Origin of the sequence: Flavobacterium eburneipallidum (assembly GCF_027111355.2) — a bacterium.
GTDB classification, from domain to species: Bacteria; Bacteroidota; Bacteroidia; order Flavobacteriales; family Flavobacteriaceae; genus Flavobacterium; species Flavobacterium eburneipallidum.
The window spans coordinates 1,113,130-1,138,461 of sequence record NZ_CP114291.2 but is presented as its reverse complement, the minus strand read 5'-3'; the positions used below and the strand labels follow the sequence as shown (position 1 = coordinate 1,138,461).

The following is a 25,332-nucleotide window of genomic DNA, read 5'->3' as shown; positions in this document are numbered from 1 at the left end:
ACATAGATTAATTTTTATTAGCTTTTATAAAAAAACAAAGCGAAACCTTACTTCTAAAAATCATTTTTTTTCTAATACTATTTCACTACAAAATCCCTATTTGTAGTGATTTTTTTATAGCTATTATATCACTAGATTTGAACATCATAAAATTTTAAAAAACAAATCTTAAAACACCCTTGCAAACAGGATATTGCGCTTAAAAAAAAGGTGCTAAAATAAACTAGTGCTAAAAATTCAAAATCTATAAGATGTTTTTTTCACAATCGAAAAGATGCCATTCATCGAGAATAATAGCTTTGTGTAGAAGATACAAACCATTGGTGAAATAAAATTCTTTTTTTTGTTTGTAATTCAATATAAAAAACATCGACCATAAAGGAAAAATAGTTGCTAAAAATAATATTTTTCTTAAAAATATAAAAGCCGTGAATATTGAATTTGCATCAACAAAAACTATTTCATTAAATCTAATTTTAAAACAACACGATGACCAAGGAAAATGATAATTTAGAAAATGAGATAAAAGGGATTCAAATGACCTATCCCAAGAGTACATTACATGAACTTTTTGCTGAAAGAGCTACACAATTTCCTGATGCAATAGCTGTTGAATTTGATGATAAGCAAGTTACTTATGGTCAATTAGCCCAACAAATCAATCAAATGGCTAATTATTTTTGGTCAGAAGGCTTGAGACCTGGACAAATTGTTGCTATTTCATTAGACAGAACTCCTGAATTAATCGCTTCGATGTTTGCTGTTTTACAATGTGGTGCTTCCTATATTCCAATTGATACTTTGTATCCCGAGGCAAGAATCAACTTAATGATGGAAGACGCTGGTGCTACATTGTACATTGGATCAAAATCTAAAGAAACCTTTTCTGATACTATAACTTCGTTATCTATTGAAACTATTCTAAAAGCAATAGTAGATTTTCCTAACGAAGCTTTAACCATTAAAACCACACCTGAATCTGGTGCTTATATCATTTACACCTCTGGATCTACAGGAAAACCAAAAGGGGTTCATGTTGCGCATTGCAACGTCATTAACCTTGTTTATTCAATGGCTATTGAACCTGGAATTGGAGCAACGGACAAAATATTTGCTTTAACAACAATCTCATTTGATGCCATGGTAATGGAAATTTACCTTCCCCTACTCTTTGGCGCATGTGTGGTTATTGTTGATGAAGATACCCGATTAGACGGACAACTTTTACTTCAAAAAGCGATTAAAAATAACATTAGTGTTATTTGGGGAACACCAAGTATATGGCAAATTCTATTAGATTCAGGATGGGAAAAACCCTTGAATATAAAAATATTAATAGGTGGCGAACCTGTACCTTTACCTTTGGCTCACAAACTATCATCACGATGCAATGAATTGTGGAATATTTATGGCCCTACAGAAACTACTGTATGCTCCTTTCTTACTCAAATCACAGTAAATGACAATCCAATAACGATAGGAAAACCGATTGCAAACACTACCGTTTATTTATTAGATGTTAATAAAAACCCTGTAAAACAAGGTGAGGTAGGAGAAATAGTAATTGCTGGAGACGGAGTTTCATTGGGTTATTTGAATCGTCCTGAACTGACCAATGAGCGTTTTGTACCCGACAATTTTGACAAAGAATCCAACGGCAAAATGTATCTTTCTGGCGATTTAGGAAAACTTTTACCCAATGGTCAGGTGCAATGTCTTGGCAGGATAGACAACCAAGTTAAAGTAAGAGGCTATCGAATTGAAATTGGAGAAATAGAAAACACTTTGCAATCCATTAAAGGAATTAAATCATCTGTAGTCTTGGCCAATTCCGACATCCTTATTGCATTTGTGATAGCCGATTTTGAAATTAGTCAAGAACAAGATCAAATCAAATTATGGAAAAATGAACTAGCGGCACATTTACCTCCATTCATGATTCCAAATGTTTTTCATATTATAGACAAAATCCCTACCACACCAAACGGCAAAGTTGATAAAGCAAAATTATTAGAATTCAAATCGCTATCAGACAAAAATCAAACACTTACTGCTCCTCGAACAGAGGAAGAAAAATTAGTTGCCGCCATCTGGAAAGAAAGTTTAAACCTAAAAGAAATTGATATTTTTAGCGATTTCTTTGAGATAGGAGGTCATTCTGTCAAGGCAGTAAAAGTAATCATTGATACTGAAAAACACACTGGCAAACGTTTTCCACTATCAGTACTATTTGCACATTCTACAGTCGAAAAATTTGCAAAATTAATAAGCAATAGCGAAGAAATTGATTCTAGTTGTATTGTTGCTTTAAAACCTAATGGTACAAAAGTGCCTTTCTTTATGATTCATGGTGGCGGACTCAATGTTTTGAATTACATCAATTTAAGCAAACACTTTGATGAAGACCAACCTTTTTATGCCATTCAAGGTGTAGGTGACAATGGTTTTGACAACTGGTATAAATCCATAGATGAAATGGCGGCTGATTATGTAGCCTCAATTGTAAAAATAAACCCTACTGGTCCTTATGCCATAGGAGGTTTTTGTGTGGGCGGATTTGTTGCTTTTGAAGTTGTAAGACAATTAAAAGCACAAGGAAAAGAAGTGAGCTTAACAGCACTACTCGATTCTTATGCTGATTCCTCCTACTACTGCAAAACCTACAATCAAAAAAAACGAGCTAGAAAATACCAACAGACCTATAAAAGATTAGTTTTTTTAAAAGATATGCTTACCAGTTGGGAATCATTCAAAAAACGTTTTAATTCTAAAAGAGACTATATCCTGAAAAAACATCTCGAACAAAATAACACGATGACTGAACAGGAAATATTAGCACAACAACGGTTTGCCGAAGCTTCTGGAAAAATCTTAAACCTTCTTGACGCATACCACCTTAAACCACAAAACATTGATGTAGAGATATTCCGTTCAAAAAATCGTGTAGATCATCAATTTGCACCTCCTCACTTGGGATGGAAAAAAGCAGCTTTGAAAGGACTAACTGTTCACACTATACCGTCCGATAATTTCGATATTCGTGTGGCACCAAACGACAAAATTTTAGCCCGAATGTTTCAAGATATTTTAGATAAAAAACATCTTAATATAAAAAGTTAAAAAACAAAAAAACACAACCAAAATTATTACAAAAGCAATTAATAAAACAAAAAAATCAGTAACTTTATCAAAATTTATTCCATAAAAAACAAACTCAAGCTATTGAATTTCAAAAACTTAAAAACAAAAAAAGTTATTTTTTATATATTACTATCCAAAATTATTAATCCAATTCAGGTTAATAACTAAAAACCGAGAAGTTTTACCTAAAAGTTTAGCTGATAAATAAAAGAAAACTAGCTTGATTCATTAAAAAAATCAAATCAAAAAGAAGTATTTAATACAATCGAATTGTTAGGAAATAATCATCGAATAAATAAAATTGAAATAATTCAACATATATAATGGAAAATCTATCACAAAACAATAAAACTCAAATCGAGACCTATTCCTCTGAAATTGAAAACGTGATCAACACAACGAATTCACAGTTAGAAATATGGACGGATTGTTTGATTGGAAGTAGTGATGCCAACAAAGCATATAATTTATCTTATTCTATAAAACTAAACGGAACTCTAGTTGTCGAAGCTTTAGAAAATGCCATAAATACTCTGGTACAACGTCACGAATGCTTGAGAGCCTCTTTTAGTTCTGATGGAGTTTATATGAACATTTATAAAGATTTAAAAATCGAAATAGCGCACAATGACATTTCTCAACTTACTAGTGATGAAAAAGAAAAGGCTATAGAAAGTAGTATTGATAAAGAAGTAAATGCTGTTTTCGACCTTGTAAAAGATCCATTGTTTAAAGTTAAATTAATCAAAGTTGATGCTCTAGAAAATATAGTAATACTAACGCATCATCACATTATTGGAGACGGATTAAGCATCAATATAATAGTCGAAGAATTAGGAATTCTCTACACCTCTTTTATTGAAAATACAGTTCCAAGCCTAAAAACTCCACAACGTTTCAGCGATTATGCTCAAAAAGTAAATTCGTTAATAGATAGTAGTGAATACAAAAAAATAGAAGAGTATTGGCTAACAACTTATAAAGAATCGGTTCCTGTAATTGAATTACCAATAGATTTTTCAAGACCTGAATTACGAACTTATAACAGCCAACGCCTTGATTTTCCTATTGAAGACAGTCTTGTAAATTCATTAAAAGAACTTGCTAATAGTGCTAGTTGTAGTTTAACAACAGCTTTACTTTCGGCATACGAAGTGTTTTTAAACAAAATCACAGGTCAAAGTGATTTAGTAGTAGGTCTTCCTGTTTCAGGAAATTGGAGATACGACATGAAACATTTGATTGGAAATTGTGCCAATCTTCTTCCTTTGCGAACTAAAGTAAATCCAAAAATTAGTTTTTCAGAATACTTATCACAAAGAAATCCTGAATTATCAGAAGCCTATACCAATCATCAATTAAGTTTTGGACATCTCCTTCAGAAATTAGCCATTGCTCGTGACCCCTCTAGAATTCCGCTAGTTCCTGTAACATTAACGGTTGATTTAAGCAGAAATATAGAAAATGATTTTTCACTTGGTGGTCTTACTCATGAATTCAAAATTAACCCTAGAAAATTCGCCTCTTTTGAATTTCAACTTCATGTTTGTAGAACAAAAAACGGTCCTGTTTTTCAATGTTCGTATAACACCACCTTATTCAAAGAAGAAACCATAAAACAAATGATGGTTTCGTTTGAAGAAATCATTGAAAAATTAATAGCTAATCCAAAAGCTCCATTAGCCGAAACTATAAATGGAGACTATTTAGCCGCTTATGAAGCTTTAAACGATACTGAAACTCCTTATCCCAATGTTGGATTAGCCGAAATTTTAAGCCAACAAGCTGAAAAAACGCCTAATAATATTGCTATTGAATACATTGGAACTAAAATAACCTACCAAGAATTACACATCAAAGTCAATCAGTTTGCTCATTATTTAACCGCACAAGGCGTTCAATCTGGTGATTACATAGCAGTTTCTTACCCTAGAAGCCCAGAATTGGTATATGCCATTTTAGCCATTATTCAATGCGGAGCTGCTTATTTGCCATTGGATCATGAATACCCAATCAAGCGTGTTGAGTATATGATTCAAGATTCTGAAGCTAAATTTCTAGTAACTAGTCAAAAATTAGCTTTGTCTTTGCCACAATGTCCTAATACAATTTTAATAGATGATGCCATGGCATCATTACATCAATATCCAGAAACCAAACTCGAAGCTGTTGTTGATCCTGAAAATGTATTGTACCTTCTTTACACTTCTGGATCGACAGGTAAACCAAAAGGAGCTAAAATAACCAATAGAAATGTTGTGAATTTATTTTGCTCTTTAGAAATAGAACCTGGTATAAAAGAAACCGATAGAGTCCCTTTTATTTCTACTATTTCATTTGACATTGCGAGTTTCGAATTGTTTTTCCCGCTATTCAAAGGAGCTGTTTTAGTAATTCCAGAACACGAAACACCTAGTGACGGAAGACTATTTTATGAAATGCTGGACAACGAAAAAATATCCTTGGTAGTAGCCACACCCACCACTTATCAAATGCTTTTGGATTCTGGATGGTCAAAAAAATTACCTATCAAAATATGGTGTTGTGGCGAACCGCTTCCTGCAAAACTAGCCAAGGAACTTATTGAAAAAAGTGATGAACTTTGGACTTTATATGGCCCTACCGAAGTAACTATTTTTTCTTCTTGCAAACACATCAAGGATGAAGAAACGATAATTTCTGTAGGTGGTCCTATTGCTAATATGCAATACTATATTGTAGATGAGCACCTTAATTTACTACCACCAAATGCTATTGGAGAAATTGCCATTGGCGGAGACGGAGTTGGTAAAGGTTATTTAGGGAAACCCGAATTAACGGCTTCAAAATACATTAAAAATATTTTTTCTGACAAAGAAGATGCCATCATGTATCTTTCAGGCGATATTGGAAAATTACTTCCTAGCAAAGAAGTAATGTGTCTCGGACGCGTGGATCATCAGGTTAAAGTAAGAGGACATCGAATTGAAATTGGCGAAATAGAACACGCTTTAACCTCAATAAAAGGCATTAAATCAGCTATTGTTTTAGCCAAAACAGATATTCTTGTTGCCTTTATTGTAGTTGATTATGAAATCACGTCCGAACTAGAAGAAATCCGATTGTGGAGAAATGAGCTGGCATCGCAGTTACCTAATTTTATGGTGCCGCATGTTTTTCATATTTTAGAAAAAATGCCTAGAACACTCAACGACAAAATAGATCGTGTAGCCTTATTAGAATACAAATCGAATGCAGAAATCAGTCAAGAATATACCGCTCCTCGTACCAATGAAGAAAAACTTGTAGCTGGTATTTGGCAAGAAATTTTAAAGGTTGAAAAAGTGGATATTTTCAGTAACTTCTTTGAAATGGGAGGACACTCGATTATGGCGCTGAACGTAATGATTAAAATTGAAAAAGCGACTGGCAAACGAATTCCACTCTCGGCATTATTCCAACATTCTACTGTCGAGAAATTAGCAAAATTACTGAATTCAGAGAACGAAATTATATCCGATCATTTAGTAGCTATCAAACCAAACGGAAATAAAACTCCGCTTTTTATGGTGCATGGTGCGGGACTTAATATCTTAAACTTTGCCAATGTAATTAATCATTTCGATGCAGATCAACCCGTTTATGGTTTTCAAGGAATTGGTCCTAATGGATATGACAATTGGTTTGAATCTATCGAAGCAATGGCAGCTTGTTATATTGACTCTATGCTAAAAGCAAATCCAAAAGGACCTTATGCAGTGGCTGGATTTTCTTTCGGTGGTGTTGTAGCTTTTGAAATGGCTCGTCAATTAAAAGAACAAGGAAAAACGGTAAGTGCAATTGCCTTATTAGACACTTATGTAGATTCCTCTTATTATGAAGCAACTTATGAGAGAAAAAAGCGAGCAAGATATCTAGATCGCACCTACAAGAGATTGAATTTTTTAAAACAAATGCTAACTAGTTGGTCAATGCTGAAATTGCGTTTCAACTCTAAAAAAGATCATATTCTAAAAAATCATTTTGGAGTAAACAAAAATCCTTTATCCGAACAAGAATTAGTCGCTCAAGAAGAATTTGAAATTGCAGCTGCTATGGTAGACAAAATTGTAGATCGCTATCATTTAAAACCTCAAGATCTTGAGGTAGATTTATTTAGATCTAAAGATGATCCAAACTTCAAATTAGACCCTATTTATTTGGGATGGAAAAAAGCGGCTTCTAGAGGAATTAATATCCATAACATCCCAGGTAATCATTTGAATATGGTAGCGCCTCCTAATGACAAAATTTTAGCAAAAGAAATTCAGAATCTTTTAGACAAAAGACATGCCAATATCTAATATTCATATTACGCATTCAAAAATAAAAAAGAATGAATTAACACCCAATAAAGCATTTCATTTAAAGGATAATGAGATTGCAATTTACACTATTTATGTTCCTAATTTTATTGAATTAAAATCAGATTTAGAGCAATTTCTGAATTCAACAGAGTTCGAAAAAGCGAATCGCTTTTATCAAGAAATAGACAAAAACCGATTCATCATTTCTAGAGCAATTCTAAAAATTATTTTAGCAAATTACACTAAATTAGATCCGAAAAAAATTACATTTGAATATCGTGCCAATAAAAAACCTTATTTGGCTTCTGATACTGGATTGTTTTTTAATGTTTCGCATTCAGAAGATTATGTACTTATTGCTGTTTCGCATAATGAAATAGGAATAGACATTGAATATAGCGCAAAAGATTTTGACTTTGAAAGCATTCTTTTTGATGTTTTTAGTAATGATGAAATTTTGGCCATTCAAAATACAATGGATAAAAAAGAAGCCTTTTACACCTTATGGACTCGCAAAGAAGCCTTGGCAAAAGCACTAGGAAAAGGCATTGATGATGATTTTAAATTTATTCCGTGTTCAAGTGGACACCACACTCTAGATTCAGGCTTGCTAAAAACTACAAAAAACTGGCAAGTACATAGTTTTGATATTGCACACCATTATTTAGCTACAGTAGCTTTTGAAAGTTTACCTACAATTACCCCAAATTTAGTAACCTATACTATCCCTAACATTATGGAAACTTTAATAGAAATGACTGAATCCTAAAAATCAATTCAATTTGCTAAAAAAAGTTTAGTTGTTTGATTGATTTCTATTTGAATAGACAAATAATCTGGATTAAAAAAAACGAATTAATCACCGATTAATAAGGGCAAATTATGAAAGAAAATGACAAAAGAATTCAAATTTTTGATATCGCCAAAGGTATTAGTATTGTTTTAATGACCATTGGGCGATACGATTTTACTGCTATTTACCCTTACTTAATGGAGTTTCAAAACATAGTAATGGTTTTAAAAATGCCCACATTTATTTTTATATCGGGCTATTTATTAAGCAATCGATTAAGTTTCAAGCACTTTTTGCATCATAAAATAGACGGACTAATAAAACCTTTGATTAGCTTTATCCTTAGTCTAACTGTTTTAAAAATAATTTTTTATGTCCTTGTTTCCGATGTAGTAACTTTCAAAGATGCTTTTGGGTACATCATTAATTTAGGACGTTACGTCTATAATGGAAGTTTTGATGCCATAAATGTTTCCTTCTGGTTTATTATGGCACTGTTTTTAGGTCAAATCACACTAAAAGGATTTTTAGAAATCAAAGAATTCAACAAGCCTAAAAATTATATATTCTTGACCGTTTTTTTTCTGGTACTCATTGTTTTGAATACTATACAAATCAAACTTCATTGGACACAGTACATACCCATTTTTTTTACTTATTTATTGTTAGGGTATAGTTTTAAAGAAATTAGTACTCGTTACCTGAACGGAACATCTTTTTTTTATAGCAACAAAATGTTGGTATTCCCTATTCTATTTTTTGTATCCCAATTCATGTTGCACCGTTTCAATGTAAAAATCGATTTTAATTTAGCGGGACTGCATTACAATTATCATTATCTTTTAATACTATCGCTTTTGGGTGTTTTTACGGTACTTTATCTGTGTCGATACATCGAGAAAATTCCGTTTTTGAATTCTTTTTTTGTCTATTGTTCTAGAGCTAGTTTTTTCATTTTAGCCTATCATATCTTTATCAAAGATGTTTATGTTGTGCTGTTTGACCTGAAAAGCTACAATCCTTTATTACACACATTCCTGTTTTTTTCAAATATTATAATCTGTTGCCTTATTTACAGGTTTCTAAAAAAAGTACCATTTGTTCGCATTGGATTCTATCCTATAAAAACAATTGCATTAAACGATGCGGAAATCGAATTCTTAAAATCCAAGTACATTAATAGATTTATTCCAGAAGAAATATTTCTTGACCATGCTACTCGATAATTACTCCGCCGCAACCCTCCAAATTGTTTTGGCAGCATCATCAGTAACTAGTAATGAGCCATCCGGCAAAACGGCAACTGCAACAGGGCGACCATATACTTCTTGTTTTTCGATATTGGCGATAAAACCCGTTAAAAAATCTTCTGGTTTGCCCGATGGTTTTCCGTTTTTGAAGGGAACAAAAACCACTTTATAACCTGATAATACTGATCTGTTCCAAGAGCCGTGTTGCCCTATGAACATTCCGTTTCTGTACTTTTTAGGAAAAGATTTATCACGATAAAATGTCAAACCCAAAGAGGCAGTGTGCGCTTCTAGAGCAATATCAGGCACAATGGCTTTACTGACCAAATCAGGTCTGGCTCCTTTGTGGCGTGGATCTACATTTTGTCCAAAATAAGAATAAGGCCATCCGTAAAAACCACCTTCTTTTACACTGGTGGTATAATCTGGCACCAATTCATCGCCTAATTCATCACGCTCGTTTACGGCTGTCCACAAGGTTTTTGTTCCTGGTGCCCAATCTAAACCGTTGGGATTTCGGAGTCCGCTGGCATAAATGCGCTCGCCAGTTCCATCAGGATTGATTTCGAGAATGTTGGCACGTTTGAATTCAGATTCTATTCCCCGTTCTGCCACATTGCTTTCGGAACCTACGGTAATATATATTTTTGTTCCTTCTTGATTGGCAATTATATTTCTTGTCCAGTGATTGTTGTATCCTCCAGAAGGCAAATCAAGTATTTTTTCAGGTTTACCAATATTAGTACTATCCTTTTCTTGATACGGGAAACGTAAAATTTCATCGGTATTGGCTACATAAAAATAATTATCCAGCACCAACATCCCAAACGGTTGATTCAAATTAGCCAAATAAGCATATTTACTTTCATAAACGCCATCATTATCTTTGTCTCTGAACATCGTAATGCGATTCGCACTGCCAAAATTTTGAGCTTTTGATGCAAAAAATTCGTCCTTTTCGTCAGTACGTTTCTTTTTTGGAATTCTTGTACCAGACTCGGCTACAAACACATCGCCATTTTTCGCTACATACAACCATCGTGGATTGGCTAAACCACTGGCAAATTTACTAACTGTAAAACCTTTGGGCGCAACTGGTTTTTGATTGTCCTTCCAGCCAATTACTTTCGAAAACACTTTGCTAGACTTTGTTGCATACGGCTCGGGTAAAACTACTTTGTCTTTGTATTCTTGCGCTTGTACTGAACTATTGAATATTGAAATTATTGCAATTGTAAAACCTACTACTCTATTTTTATATAATGCCATTGTGCGTATTTTTAATGATTACCAATCTAATTTTACCAGAGCCACAGCTTGACGTTCTAATTTTAAAGGTACAATAGTTTTACCAATATTCGTTTTTATTTTTTTAGTCAAGACTGTCTTTAATTTTCCCGATTTTTCGAGTGTATCGATTTGTTCTTTCGTAGGATTTTGAGGTGAGCCCATTTTTTTCCAAACTTCATACGAATTACTGTTTTCTTTATCAATAAGATAAATATTTAGAGCCACTTTTTTAGCAGGAATATTTTCGATGGTTAGATTTACCATTTCGGTTGGGCCTAGTTTATCGTCATCGTGATAATTCCAAACCATTATTGCAGCCGATTTTGAATCCTTGCTTGCCAATGCTCCAATATCAGATTGTTGTCCACGAACACTTGATTTCAACACTTCGGCTATTGGATACATTCGGTTGCTTTTTACTTCCAAACGTTTTCCGGACATCATACCAAACATTCTGAAAACATTCAACACAGGTTTATCGACTCCATTAGTTGCTAAATCACGAAAACCGTAAAACCAAGGTTGATTTTCGAACTCAAAAGACCAAGAAACCGCACCTAGAAAATTTACTTTTGTTTGGTCTGCTAATATGTATTTTCTAGCAAAAGAAGCCGCAGTGTAACTAGAATACATCGTTCCGTTTCGGTACGCATTTTCAGGATTAGTCGCCATGCCGCAGGCTGCACAACCTTCTGGATCAGATTCTCCAATGATGATAGGAAGATTTTTTGTTTCTGGATAGGACATCGTCAATTTAAAACCTGTTTCAATATCGTTTAATTGTGGTGCCATATTCATTCGAACTGAACCCTCTACTAATTTCGGACTTCCTTTCGCATGAAAAAGAATAGCATCCATAGGCGAACCTATCTTCCCTGTAGCGTAATTAGTCCCGCTGATACAGTGTTTGATAAAATCATTCGTCCATTCCTGTGCGCCTTTGCCTTTGGTTCCTGCTATATTAATTCCACCAATTTTGGCAGTAGGTAAAGCTTGCTTGAGTCCATCGGCGGCATAGTCATACATCTTGAAAAACTCTTCACGTGTTCCTTTCCAATAATGACCGTTTGGTTCGTTCCAAACTTCCCAATACCAACTTTCGACCTCTTTTTGACCATAGCGTTCCACCGAATGTTTGACCCATTCATAAACCAATTTTCGCCATTTATCATAATCTTTTGGCGGATAAGCCCATCCTGTAATAATATCTGTGTAAGGATCACCTGGTTTCCAGTAATGTCTGTAAGGCGTTGGATGAGTCGATAAAGCTTCAGGCATAAAACCAATTTGTGCCAAAGGTTTCATCCCACGAGAAACATAGGTATCAAAAATACTATCGACTATTTTCCAATTGTATATTGGATTTCCAAAACTGTCTTCGGTATAAGCATTCGTCGATCCCCATTTCAAAGCCGCAACACCATCGCCACTAACCAATAAACTGTGCGTACGAACATACACAGGAACTGGACTCAAAGCAGCTATTTCGCTCAAGAGTTTTTTTCCGTCTTTCATGTAAGTATAATTGGGTTCGTCATAACCAAACCAAGCCCAAACTGGAGCCATTGGTGCTATTTCTTGTTTTAAATCCACCGTGATTTCAGGATTTTGGGCATAAGCTGGAGCAGTTAAAAACTGCAACACCGCAACAATCAGGCAACATTTTATTAGTTTATACATATTCTATTTTTTTATTTATGAATTTTTGAAAATTGGTGTTGATAAAATTTGTTTCTTTGTATTCAACAATGTTGACAAATATAATTATATAATATTAGAATCATAATTTTTAATTTTATAATTCATTTTTTTAACATTTAGCAATGAGATACATTTATTATAAATAGGTTATAACTCCTGCAAGGTTTTGAAAACCTTGTAGGTGTATTTCTTGATTTTAAATACCTACAAGGTCAAAAAAAAAGACCTTGCAGGAAATCAAAAATCAAATAAAATCACTACCAAACAATAATACAATTTGAAAATATTTTGGAAAAAGAAAAAATTACTCCAGCAAACTCACTTGAAGTAGGTACACGAATAAAACTATTGCGCATCAATCAAAAGCGTACTTTACAGGAAGTTGCTGATAATTGTGCTTTGTCTAAAAGTATGATTTCTAAAATTGAAAACAACAAAACCATTCCTTCGGTGGCTACTTTGGTTAAAATAGCATCTACATTAGGCACATCTATTTCGGGTTTACTCGAAGAAGAAGGTTGGAACAAAACGATTGTAACCAGTCAAAAAACTGCAATAGAAAAACTCACAAAAACCGAAAAAGGCTATCATATTTTCCCTTACGCATCAGAATACCATGACAAAAAAATGCAACCTTTTTTATTTGTTGCCCGAAAAGGCGAAGTGATACCACATCAGCTTTCACACGATGGAGAAGAGTTTGTTTTTGTTATTGAAGGCAGTATGAAAATGCAAGTTGGAGACACTGAATACATCCTGAAATCAGGCGACAGTTTGTATTTTAATGCGATGCACAAACACGGCATTACACCTATTACTGACGAAGTAACGTATATTGATATTTTTGCTTAAAATAAAAACTGTAACTTAACATTAATTTTGTATTTTGATGAATATCAAATATATCATTTTGCCACAGATTGCACATATTAGCACAGATTAATTTTAAAAATCATTTTAATCTTAAAATCTGTGGCAAAAAACATTTTTATTAATTGTTCATTATTTAATATTGCAACAATATATTTTTCTAATTATTTGCGTAAATAATATTCAACAATAAATGCGACAAACAACCTCCTGTCTCTTCGTGTATTTTTTATCGATTTTGTATTGTAATTCAATTTCAGGACAAGTAAAAAAAGACACTCTTGAACTTCCAGAATTGATAGTCAAAAGTTTGCCTATTCAGAATTCTATACAAAATTCAACTACATCCGTTGCTATTATTACTAAAAAAGAAATTCAACAAACCGATGGCGTAATTCTCACCCCAATCCTGAACCAAGTTCCTGGAGTTTATATGCAACAAGGGAGTTTGAATACCAATAAAATCACCATTCGGGGCATAGGTTCTAGATCGCAATACAGCACCACTCGCATCAAAGCTTATTTTGAGGAAATTCCGCTGACGACTGCCGAAGGAGAAACCACTATAGAAGACATCGATTTAGAGGCTATTGGTGGTATTGAAATCATAAAAGGTCCTAATTCTACGGGCTTTGGAGCTGGACTTGGCGGAGCAATTAATTTATTGGCAAGCAAAACTCCTTTCGATAATTCTTTTGTAAAAACAAGCACTACCGCAGGAAGTTTTAAACTTCTAAAACAGACCCTAACTGCTGGATACAGTGACCAAAAAACGAATATTTACACTAATTATAGTGCATTAGAAAACGAAGGTTATCGGTCTAACAGCAGTTACGACCGTAAATCTTTTAATTTCTTCGGGAAACAACAACTTTCCAAGAACGGCATTCTTTCTTTTTTTGCCATCGGCACCCGACTCAAAGCTTATATTCCCAGTTCTATTAGCGAAATGAATTATAACAATGCGCCACAGAATGCAGCTCCAACTTGGGAAGCCGCAAAGGGTTTTGAACGATATAAAAAAGCATTGTTGGGACTCGGATACGAACATGACTTTTCCAAAAACTGGACATTAAACACCAGTATTGCCTACTCGACCAAAGACGGATATGAAGCCAGACCTTTTGATATTTTAGAAGACCAAAGCAACACTTTAACTCTTCGATCTAAAGTAAATCATAACACCAACCTTTTTTCAATTCCAACCACTTTTAGCATTGGAACTGAATCCTTAATCGAAAATTATGATTTTTCACTTTATAGAAATCTGTATCAATCACAACTCGGACAAGGAAGTATTCAAGGAGATCGTTTCAGCGAAATAGAACAAAAAAGAACAAATTCAAATGTTTTTATACAAATGAATATGCAACTTTTAAAGAAACTGTTTCTCGAATCGGGACTGGCTTACAATACTACTAATTATGAGCAAACGGATATTTTTGCAACTGCTGAAACCGATAAAAAGAGCTATAACTTCGGCTCGATTTGGTCTCCTCGTATAGGCGTTTCTTATAAATTAGCTACCGGAAAAAACATTTTCACTTCCATCAGCAAAGGATTTTCTACACCAACTGTTGCCGAAACATTGACACCCGAAGGGCAAATTAACACTGATCTGAAACCCGAAACAGGTATTAATTATGAACTAGGTTTCAAAGGGAATTTTTTGAGTTCAAAACTTTACACAGAACTAGTATTTTATAATTTACAAGTAGAAAATCTACTTGTAGCTCGCAGGATTTCCGACGATCAATATATGGGAATTAACGCTGGAAAAAGTTCCCATCGAGGTATTGAATTTTTAGTAAACTACAAATGGAGTCCAAATGAAATCATCAAAATTCAGCCTTATTGTTCTGGTACGATTAATCATTTCATATTTACTGATTTTATAGATAGAAACAACGATTATTCCAGAAACAAACTTCCAGCAGTACCTAATATCCAATGGAATTCAGGATTTAATTTAAGCACCAATTTGGGTTTAAACATCAATGCTAATTATAGTTTCTTTGGCAAGATGCCCATGGATGATGCCAATTCAAAATACACTAATCGCTACCAACTATTGGATACAAAAGTGACTTATACTTTTATGATACTCAAAAAATTAAAAACCGAAATTAGTTCAGGAATACAAAATCTCTTGAACGAAAAATACGCTGCCAGTATTTTGCCCAATGCAGTTGGTTTTGGCACAACTTCTCCACGTTATTACTATCCAGGAAATCCACGAAATTTTTATGGTGGGTTTCAGTTTACTTATTTGTTGTTTTGACCTTGTAAGCAAGGTACTTCAACTTCATCATTTACCCAACTAATTAGTTGTTTTTTTTTAAATTTGAAACAAAAAATCAACAAAAAAAATGTTTTTTGTTGTCAAAAAATTACTTTTTATCTATTTTTTGTTTGTTTTTAAAAAAAATTTAACATAAATTTGAGAGTCATAAATCAAATAGATATGAAAAAAATCACTTTTTATTTGTTATCTGTGTTATTAGCAAGCACTTTTTTGCATTCACAAACACACAACCACGAATCTCATAATACAAAGACCGAACCTAATGAGATTTATAAAAAAATCAAAATAGCTAACCCTACACCAGAATTGATGAACAAACTGGGAAGACTTGGACTTGATTTAGATTGTGGTTCTCAATTTGACCAAAATGGTGATTTACTCATAGAGGTTTCTACATATGAAGAATCAAAAGTAAAAACAATAACAGCTTATCAAGTTGTTGTTGCAGATATGGAAGGATTTTATGCAAAACGAGCAGTGAAAGATTTACCTCAAGCCAAAACCAACTTGAGAACTTTGAAAGCATCAAGTAAAAATAAAAGTAAAAACAATGCCAAAACTACGAGTATAAAATCTACTACTTATGGCAACATAACGCATCGATTTGAAAATACTGAAATTGACTGGACGGTTCCAGCTAATTTTCAATTAGGAGCTTCTTTTGGAGGCTGTTTAACAGTTGATGAAACTTTAGCTCAACTTGATTTAATGAGAAGCTTATATCCTAATTTAATTACTGCAAAAGTAAACGCATCACCTACAGACCAACGAACAATAGGCGGAAGACCCATTTATGTAGTAAAAATTTCAAATTCGGCTATTAGCGGAACCAAACCTGAAACTTTATATACTGGAATGACACATTCTAGAGAAGTTTCTAGTTTAATGAACCTAACTTACTACATGTGGTATTTATTGGAAAACTATGCTACTGATCCAGATGTTAAAAATTTAGTAGATCATCATGATCTTTATTTTATTCCAATAGTAAACCCTGACGGTTTGGCTTACAATCAAGCACAATCACCAAATGGTGGAGGAATGCAGAGAAAAAACAGAAGAGAAACTGGAGCTTGTACTACTTATTTAGACGGTATTGACCTAAATAGAAACTGGGGAACCTACTGGGGATATGACAACGAAGGATCGTCTCCTAATGGATGTGACGATACCTACAGAGGAACTGCTGGATTCTCTGAAGCTGAAACTTCAATAATAAGAGATTTTTTCTTGTTACATAATTTCAAAACATCTGTAAACCATCACGCCTACAAAAATGCCGCCCTTCATGGTAGAGCTGCTTTTTATAGAACAAATAATCTAGCTACAAATCCAGGAGTACCCACAGGAAGAGAAAATGAATACTATCAATATTCTCACGACATGACACAATTTAGCAGATATGCTTACGGATCAAGTCCTAATATCAGCTACTGGAACAATGGAAATTGTAACGACTGGATGAGTGAAGGTTCTGGAAAAAACACTTTATGCTGGACACCTGAAAATGGAGCCCCAACAGGTGAAGGTGGTTTTTGGCCAACACCAACCCAAATAACACCAATAGCAAAAAGAGCAGTAAGAATGAATTTCATTGCTGCTTATTACAGCGGGGTATATGCAAAATTACACGATTTAACTAAATCAGATATTACAAGTACTAGTGGGACTTTAAACTTTGGACTTGAAAGAGTAGGACAAACGGATGGAGATTTCACTCTAACGGTTACTCCTATTTCTTCAAATATTCTATCCGTTACTAATGTTGCCGTTCAAACAGGAATGACAGTTTTACAACAAAGAAATCTAGATGTAAATTTCACCTTAAGTCCAACTATTGCGAATAAAGAGAAAATTGAATTTGAAGTTACGCTTTCAAACGGGTCTTACATCATTTATAAAACTCGAATAGAAAAATATTACAATCCAACAAGCATTTTTACCTCATTAGCTAACCCAACCACACTGGCTTTGGCTGGTTGGACTGCTTCAGGAACTGCTTCTTGGGCCATAACTACTACAGATGGTTTTGGAGGAACTGCTGGTATTACAACAAATACTGCTGCATCTTACGCCAACGCAATAACTACTGCAAATCTAACGCAAACAAATGCTATTTCATTAGCTGGAAAACAACAAGTTGCCATTCAATTTAACGCTAAATGGGATTTAGAAAGAAGTTTTGACTATGTGCAATTACAAGGATCACCAGATGGTGGAACCACTTGGATTACAATGAATGGAAAATACACAAAACCTGGTACAACAACTTCTGTAACCGATTACTCCACTACCCTTTCAACAACATCAAAAACAACAGCCGATAAAGGTTTCCAACCTGACGGACAAGCTTTGTATGACGGAGATAAATTTGACAAATGGGTATTAGAGGAATATTACATTAGTGCAACCGAAAATGCAGGATTATTCAATAAAGCAAGTGTAAAGTTCCGATTCATATTAAGAACCGATTCTAACAATAGAAATCACGGCTACAACACAACTTTCAAAGGGTTTCGATTTGACAATTTCAAAGTATTAGAAATCATATCTTCTCCTCCTGTAGCCATTTGCAAAGATGCTACGCTATCATTAAACAGTAGTGGTTCATTAACCGTATTGACAACTGATGTAAATAATGGTTCAACAGATGATATCGGAATTACAAGTATTTCAGTTTCTCCAAATACCTTCAACTGTACTCATGCCAACACAGTTCAAGCAGTAACCCTTACTGTTACTGATGCTGACGGACAAACCAGTACTTGTACTGCAAACGTAACAATCAATGATGTAACACCACCTGTTACTCCAACATTAGCCAATGTTACTGCGCAATGTTCCGTAACCCCTACTGCACCAACAACTACTGACACTTGTGCTGGTACAATCACAGGTACAACATCAACTACTTTCCCAATTACAACTCAAGGAACAACGATAGTGACTTGGTCTTTTAATGACGGGAACGGAAATACTACAACTGCCGATCAAAACATAATCATTGATAATACCACTCCTCAGACAGCACTTCTAAATATTAGCGCACAATGTTCAGCAACGCCAAATACACCAACAATAACCCTTTTTTGCAATCAAACAATCACAGGAACAACCAATACAATTTTCCCAATCACCACTCAAGGAACTACAGTTGTAACTTGGACTTTTGATGACGGAAATGGTACTATTATTACGCAAAATCAAAATGTAATTATAGATGACACCATTGCTCCAATAGCCAATATAACATCTTTACCAAATGTTTCAGGACAAAATTCGGTTACAGTAACCGCTCCTCCAACTGCAACAGATAATTGTAAAGGAACCATAGTTGCAACAACACCAAATCCTTTGACTTATTCAACGCCAGGGAATTTTACAATCGTTTGGACTTATGATGATGGAAACGGAAATACCTCAACTCAAACGCAAACAGTGGTAGTTGTAGATACTTTAGCCCCATCAGTACCAACAGGCTTATCAGCATCAGGAACAACAACTACAACTACCAATTTGACTTGGACAGCATCTACCGACAACAGTACTCCAATAAGTTATGATGTCTATAGAGGTACTACAAAATTAGCTACGGTAACAACAACAAATTATACGGTTACAGGATTGACCGCTAATACCGTTTATTCTTTTACAGTTGCAGCAAAAGATGGAGCTGGAAACACATCAACTTCTAGCAACACATTAAATGTAAACACTTTACCTCCTCCATTAGTGTATTGCAATTCACAAGGAACGAGTACATCAAGAGAAAGAATTGGTAAAGTAGTACTAGGAAACATTAATAACACCTCTACAGGTAGTGCTGGATATGAAAACTTTACGGCTATTGCAACAAATGCAAATAGGGGAACTGCATACACCATTACAATTACACCTTCTTGGACAAGTTCAAGACGAAATGAAGGATATGCGGTTTGGATTGATTATAACAGTGATGGTGATTTTGCTGACACTGGAGAACTTGTCTTTTCAAGAGCAATTTCAACAACAACTCCAATTTCAGGAACTTTTACTATTCCTACAACTGCAACAATTGGAGCAACAAGAATGAGAGTTTCAATGAAATACAATGGGATTCCTACTGCTTGCGAAACATTTGCATCTGGTCAGGTAGAAGATTATACTGTAAATATAGTTTCTAGCACTGCTAGAATTGCTTCAAAAACCAACAACTCCATTTCTTCTACAATACTAGTATATCCAAATCCTACAACTGGAATATTGAATATTAAAGAAACTTCATCCTCAGCTACATATACAATTTACAATTTACTTGGACAATCCATTATTAAAGGAAATTTATCCAATAATATAATTGATCTTTCTGGAATAACTTCTGGAAATTACGTTCTTGAAATTTTAGACAATGGCAATACTACTAATAAACGTATAATTAAACAATAACAAACTTCAATCTTATATTTTAAAGCTTCCACTAATGTGGAAGCTTTTTTTATAAAATAACATGAATTCAATTTTATTCTTGTTAATAATTTATTCACCTTTGCAAAATAATTTTTGTAATATTTTTACACTTTATTAAAAATAAAAATGTATTTTATCGATATAAAATGCATTTAAACGGTAATTTATTTTGTTGGTTAAAAAATTTTAACATACATTTGACATTCCTAAATCAAATAGATATGAAAAAAATTACTCTTTATTTGTTACCTGTTTTATTTTTTACAACGTTTTTGCATTCGCAATCACACAATCATGAATCACATAAAACGAAAACAGAACCTAATGAGATTTACAAAAAAATTAAAATAGCTAACCCTACACCAGAATTAATGAACAAGTTGGGAAGACTTGGACTTGATTTAGATTGTGGTTCACAAATTGATACAGATGGTAATTTACTGATAGAGCTATCTACTCGTGAAGAATCAAAAGTAAAAACAGTAACAGCTTATCAAGTTGTTGTTACCGATATGGAAGCATTTTATGCAAAACGAGCAGTGAAAGATTTACCTCAAGCCAAAACCAACTTGAGAACTTTGAAAGCATCAGCTAAAAATAAAAGTAAAAATAATGCTAGAACCACAAGTTTAAAATCGACTACTTATGGCAACATAACCCATCGTTTTGAAAACACAGAAATTGACTGGACGGTTCCAGCTAACTTTCAATTAGGAGCTTCTTTTGGAGGCTGTTTAACGGTTGACGAAACCAATGCTCAACTAGATTTGATGAGAAGTTTGTACCCAAACTTAATCACTGCAAAAGTAAATGCATCACCAACAGACCAACGAACAATTGAAGGCAGACCTATTTATGTTGTTAAAATTTCAAATTCAGCTATTACAGGAAGCAAACCTGAAACCTTATATACTGGAATGACACATTCTAGAGAAGTTTCTAGTTTAATGAACCTAACTTACTACATGTGGTATCTACTAGAAAACTATGCAACTGATCCAGATGTTAAGAATTTAGTAGATCATCACGACCTCTATTTTATTCCAATCGTAAATCCTGACGGTTTGGCTTACAACCAAACACAATCACCAAATGGTGGAGGAATGCAAAGAAAAAACAGAAGAGAAACTGGAGCTTGTACTACTTATTTAGATGGTATTGACCTGAACAGAAACTGGGGAACGTATTGGGGTTATGACGATGAAGGATCTTCTCCTGATGGATGTGACGACACTTACAGAGGAACTGCTGGATTCTCTGAAGCTGAAACTTCAATAATAAGAGATTTTTTCTTATTACATAATTTCAAAACATCTGTAAACCATCACGCCTACAAAAATGCCGCCCTTCATGGTAGAGCTGCTTTTTATAGAACCAATAATCTAGCTACAAATCCAGGAGTACCCACAGGAAGAGAAAATGAATACTATCAATATTCTCACGACATGACCCAATTCAGCAGATATGCTTACGGATCAAGTCCTAATATCAGCTATTGGAACAATGGTAACTGTAATGATTGGATGAGTGAAGGTTCTGGAAAAAACACTTTATGCTGGACGCCTGAAAATGGAGCCCCAACAGGTGAAGGTGGTTTTTGGCCAACACCAACCCAAATAACACCAATAGCAAAAAGAGCAGTAAGAATGAATTTCATTGCTGCTTATTACAGCGGGGTATATGCAAAATTACACGATTTAACTAAATCAGATATTACAAGTACTAGTGGGACTTTAAACTTTGGACTTGAAAGAGTAGGACAAACGGATGGAGATTTCACTCTAACGGTTACTCCTATTTCTTCAAATATTCTATCCGTTACTAATGTTGCCGTTCAAACAGGAATGACAGTTTTACAACAAAGAAATCTAGATGTAAATTTTACTCTTAGCCCAACTATTGCGAATAAAGAGAAAATTGAATTTGAAGTTACGCTTTCAAACGGGTCTTACATCATTTATAAAACTCGAATAGAAAAATATTACAATCCAACAAGCATTTTTACCTCATTAGCTAACCCAACCACACTGGCTTTGGCTGGTTGGACTGCTTCAGGAACTGCTTCTTGGGCCATAACTACTACAGATGGTTTTGGAGGAACTGCTGGTATTACAACAAATACTGCTGCATCTTACGCCAACGCAATAACTACTGCAAATCTAACGCAAACAAATGCTATTTCATTAGCTGGAAAACAACAAGTTGCCATTCAATTTAACGCTAAATGGGATTTAGAAAGAAGTTTTGACTATGTGCAATTACAAGGATCACCAGATGGTGGAACCACTTGGATTACAATGAATGGAAAATACACAAAACCTGGTACAACAACTTCTGTAACCGATTACTCCACTACCCTTTCAACAACATCAAAAACAACAGCCGATAAAGGTTTCCAACCTGACGGACAAGCTTTGTATGACGGAGATAAATTTGACAAATGGGTATTAGAGGAATATTACATTAGTGCAACCGAAAATGCAGGATTATTCAATAAAGCAAGTGTAAAGTTCCGATTCATATTAAGAACCGATTCTAACAATAGAAATCACGGCTACAACACAACTTTCAAAGGGTTTCGATTTGACAATTTCAAAGTATTAGAAATCATATCTTCTCCTCCTGTAGCCATTTGCAAAGATGCTACGCTATCATTAAACAGTAGTGGTTCATTAACCGTATTGACAACTGATGTAAATAATGGTTCAACAGATGATATCGGAATTACAAGTATTTCAGTTTCTCCAAATACCTTCAACTGTACTCATGCCAACACAGTTCAAGCAGTAACCCTTACTGTTACTGATGCTGACGGACAAACCAGTACTTGTACTGCAAACGTAACAATCAATGATGTAACACCACCTGTTACTCCAACATTAGCCAATGTTACTGCGCAATGTTCCGTAACCCCTACTGCACCAACAACTACTGACACTTGTGCTGGTACAATCACAGGTACAACATCAACTACTTTCCCAATTACAACTCAAGGAACAACGATAGTGACTTGGTCTTTTAATGACGGAAACGGAAATACTACAACTGCCGATCAAAACATCATTATAGATGATACCGTTGCGCCAGTAACTCCAACATTGGCAAACATAACAGGACAGTGTTCGGTAACTCCAACAGCACCAACAACTACAGATGCCTGCGCAGGAACTATAACAGGAACTACTCCTACTGTATTCCCAATTACAACTCCAGGAACTACTGTTATCACTTGGACATTTAACGATGGAAATGGTCAGAGCATAACTGCCAATCAAAATGTAATTATCGAAAGTACCACTTGGAATGGAGCAACTTGGTCTAACGGAACGCCAACAGCTAGCAAAGCTGCAATTATTGCCGGACCTTATAGTGTTGCTGCTAATATTACCGCTTGCACGCTAACAGTAAACAACAATGCTGTAGTTACTATTCCGTCTGGATTTAATGTAACATTAACAGGTGCTATAACGGTAAGTTCAGGTAGCTTTACTTTGAACAATAATGCCAACTTAATTCAAACTACCAATGCTGTAAACACTGGAAACATCATTGTAAAAAGACAAACTAGTGCATTAAAATATTTGGATTATGTATTATGGTCTTCTCCTGTAGCGAGTCAACAACTGCAATCGTTCTCGGCTCAAACATTGGCCAGCCGTTTCTATACTTACAATCCAGTAACCAATCTTTACAATGTAGTTCCTACACCAGCTGCGACTAATTTTACGCCAACAACTGGGTATTTAATTCGTATGCCAAACAATCACCCAACTACAGCAACCATTTGGGAAGGTCAATTTCAAGGTGTGCCAAACAACGGAAGCTTTGGTATAGGGATTACTCCAAACAGGTATTACGCCACAGGAAACCCTTATCCATCTACTATTGATGCCGATGATTTTATAGGTGCCAACAGCGTTATAGAAGCATTATACTTTTGGAGAAAAACCAATAATGCAGCCACCAGTTCTTATGCCACATACACCACTGCTGGTGGAGTAGCCAATGGCGGAGGCGGTAGTAGCATCATCCCTAATGGTATCATCCAAGTAGGGCAAGGATTTATCTACAAAGCAACTTTGTCTAACCTCATTTTCAACAATGGCATGCGTATAGGCAATAATGCCAATCAGTTTTTAAGAACTAAAGCTATCGAAAAAAACAGAATTTGGCTGAACCTTTCTAAAAACAGCGAACCTGTTAACCAAATGATGGTTGCCTATATGACTGGAGCTACTGCTGGAATTGATGCTACAATAGACGGAAGATACTTTAACGATAATCCTACCGCATTGACCTCATTAGTCGAAAACGAAGAATTTGTAATCCAAGGTAGAGCCATTCCTTTTGACTATACAGATATTGTTCCTCTTGCATTCAAAGCAGAAACAGCTGGGAATTTTGAAATAACTATTGACCATGTAGATGGTTTGTTCTCTGGAAATCAAGACATCATCTTGAAAGACAATAACACAGGTGCTGAAACCGATTTGAAAACAAGCTCTTACTCATTCTCTGCCACTGCTGGAACAGACAATACTAGATTTGCTTTGAAATATCAAAAAACGCTAGGAATTGTTAATCCAGAATTGAATGACAATAATGTAACTATATACAAATCTAAAGCTGCAATTCACATCAAATCCGATGCTGAAAATATTGAAAGCATTCAACTATTTGATACCAAAGGAAGTTTGCTAATCGAAAAAAACAATATCAATGCCAAAGAATTTAGCATCGATACTGCCAAAATCGCTAATCAGGTTTTGATTGTAAAAGTAACAGCAAGCAGCAAAAAAGTAATCAGTAAGAAAATAGTGAATTAAACTGTCAGTCAGGAAAATCTTTGTCAAAGTTTTGAACTTTGACAAAGATAAACCTAGCACAAAAAAATCAAGCTTTATAAAAGTTTAAAACTTTGACAAAGCTACTCAATAAAAAAGCCTACTAATGCCCATTTTTAACCCCAATAAAAAATGATACAAATGAAAAATAATATAATAAAAATCTACGCCCTAGTCTTATATTTTTGTGCTACTTATGTAATGATGGCCGACCCAGGAACAACTGACGATACTGGAACTTTAGAAGAAACAGATACCCCATTACCTATTGATGATTATCTATGGATTTTAGCTATTGTAGGCTTGTCCTTTGTTTTTTGGAAATTAAAAAACAATATCAAACACAGTATCAACAATTAATCAGATA

At 34.5% G+C, this 25,332-nt stretch carries 11 protein-coding genes; 9 read left to right on the top strand and 2 right to left on the bottom strand.

Going from position 1 to position 25,332, the window contains the following annotated elements:
- The first annotated feature begins 489 nt into the window (after positions 1-489).
- The 4 genes from OZP15_RS04700 to OZP15_RS04685 all read left to right on the top strand — a co-directional run bounded on the left by OZP15_RS04700 (position 490) and on the right by OZP15_RS04685 (position 9,485).
- The gene (locus OZP15_RS04700; RefSeq protein WP_281337149.1) at positions 490-3,120 is read left to right on the top strand and encodes an amino acid adenylation domain-containing protein; all 2,631 of its coding nucleotides are present in this window, start codon (positions 490-492) and stop codon (positions 3,118-3,120) included.
- Positions 3,121-3,464: 344 nt separating this feature from the next.
- Positions 3,465-7,463, top strand: a complete 3,999-nt coding sequence (locus OZP15_RS04695; protein WP_281337148.1) for a non-ribosomal peptide synthetase — start codon at positions 3,465-3,467, stop codon at positions 7,461-7,463.
- A complete protein-coding gene (locus OZP15_RS04690) occupies positions 7,450-8,235 on the top strand; it encodes a 4'-phosphopantetheinyl transferase family protein (RefSeq protein WP_269227331.1) in 786 nt (261 codons plus the stop codon). The genes OZP15_RS04695 and OZP15_RS04690 overlap by 14 nt, the downstream gene beginning before the upstream one ends.
- A 113-nt stretch (positions 8,236-8,348) precedes the next feature.
- A complete protein-coding gene (locus tag OZP15_RS04685) occupies positions 8,349-9,485 on the top strand; it encodes an acyltransferase family protein (RefSeq protein WP_281337147.1) in 1,137 nt (378 codons plus the stop codon).
- On the opposite strand, the gene OZP15_RS04680 is transcribed toward OZP15_RS04685, so the two are convergent.
- Together OZP15_RS04680 and OZP15_RS04675 are read right to left on the bottom strand one after the other, a co-directional pair.
- Positions 9,486-10,778: a PQQ-dependent sugar dehydrogenase gene (locus tag OZP15_RS04680; protein WP_281337146.1), complete on the bottom strand. Its 1,293-nt coding sequence runs from the start codon at positions 10,776-10,778 to the stop codon at positions 9,486-9,488. It abuts the gene before it with no gap.
- Positions 10,779-10,796: 18 nt separating this feature from the next.
- Positions 10,797-12,479, bottom strand: coding sequence for a GH39 family glycosyl hydrolase (locus OZP15_RS04675; RefSeq protein WP_281337145.1), 1,683 nt, complete (start codon positions 12,477-12,479; stop codon positions 10,797-10,799).
- A 309-nt stretch (positions 12,480-12,788) separates the two neighbouring features.
- On the opposite strand from OZP15_RS04675, the gene OZP15_RS04670 reads away from it, so the two are divergent.
- From OZP15_RS04670 to OZP15_RS04650, 5 genes are all read left to right on the top strand, one after another.
- Positions 12,789-13,352, top strand: coding sequence for a helix-turn-helix domain-containing protein (locus OZP15_RS04670; protein ID WP_269227326.1), 564 nt, complete (start codon positions 12,789-12,791; stop codon positions 13,350-13,352).
- Positions 13,353-13,563: 211 nt separating this feature from the next.
- Complete coding sequence (locus OZP15_RS04665; protein ID WP_281337144.1) at positions 13,564-15,651, top strand: TonB-dependent receptor family protein; 2,088 nt, start codon at positions 13,564-13,566, stop codon at positions 15,649-15,651.
- A 183-nt stretch (positions 15,652-15,834) separates the two neighbouring features.
- The gene (locus OZP15_RS04660; RefSeq protein ID WP_281337143.1) at positions 15,835-20,100 is read left to right on the top strand and encodes a M14 family zinc carboxypeptidase; all 4,266 of its coding nucleotides are present in this window, start codon (positions 15,835-15,837) and stop codon (positions 20,098-20,100) included.
- 242 nt (positions 20,101-20,342) lie between these two features.
- Positions 20,343-24,947 carry a DUF8693 domain-containing protein gene (locus OZP15_RS04655; protein ID WP_281337142.1) on the top strand — a complete coding sequence of 1,535 codons (4,605 nt, stop codon included), beginning with the start codon at positions 20,343-20,345 and terminating at the stop codon, positions 24,945-24,947.
- A 159-nt stretch (positions 24,948-25,106) separates the two neighbouring features.
- Positions 25,107-25,325, top strand: coding sequence for a hypothetical protein (locus tag OZP15_RS04650; protein WP_269227318.1), 219 nt, complete (start codon positions 25,107-25,109; stop codon positions 25,323-25,325).
- The last annotated feature ends 7 nt before the right edge of the window (positions 25,326-25,332 follow it).

Bases quoted from the DNA above. Each gene is read 5' to 3' on its own strand.
- OZP15_RS04700 (WP_281337149.1), top strand. From the start codon at position 490: ATGACCAAGGAAAATGATAATTTAGAAAATGAGATAAAAGGGATTCAA.
- OZP15_RS04695 (WP_281337148.1), top strand. From the start codon at position 3,465: ATGGAAAATCTATCACAAAACAATAAAACTCAAATCGAGACCTATTCC.
- OZP15_RS04690 (WP_269227331.1), top strand. From the start codon at position 7,450: ATGCCAATATCTAATATTCATATTACGCATTCAAAAATAAAAAAGAAT.
- OZP15_RS04685 (WP_281337147.1), top strand. From the start codon at position 8,349: ATGAAAGAAAATGACAAAAGAATTCAAATTTTTGATATCGCCAAAGGT.
- OZP15_RS04680 (WP_281337146.1), bottom strand. From the start codon at position 10,778: ATGGCATTATATAAAAATAGAGTAGTAGGTTTTACAATTGCAATAATT.
- OZP15_RS04675 (WP_281337145.1), bottom strand. From the start codon at position 12,479: ATGTATAAACTAATAAAATGTTGCCTGATTGTTGCGGTGTTGCAGTTT.
- OZP15_RS04665 (WP_281337144.1), top strand. From the start codon at position 13,564: ATGCGACAAACAACCTCCTGTCTCTTCGTGTATTTTTTATCGATTTTG.
- OZP15_RS04660 (WP_281337143.1), top strand. From the start codon at position 15,835: ATGAAAAAAATCACTTTTTATTTGTTATCTGTGTTATTAGCAAGCACT.
- OZP15_RS04655 (WP_281337142.1), top strand. From the start codon at position 20,343: ATGAAAAAAATTACTCTTTATTTGTTACCTGTTTTATTTTTTACAACG.
- OZP15_RS04650 (WP_269227318.1), top strand. From the start codon at position 25,107: ATGAAAAATAATATAATAAAAATCTACGCCCTAGTCTTATATTTTTGT.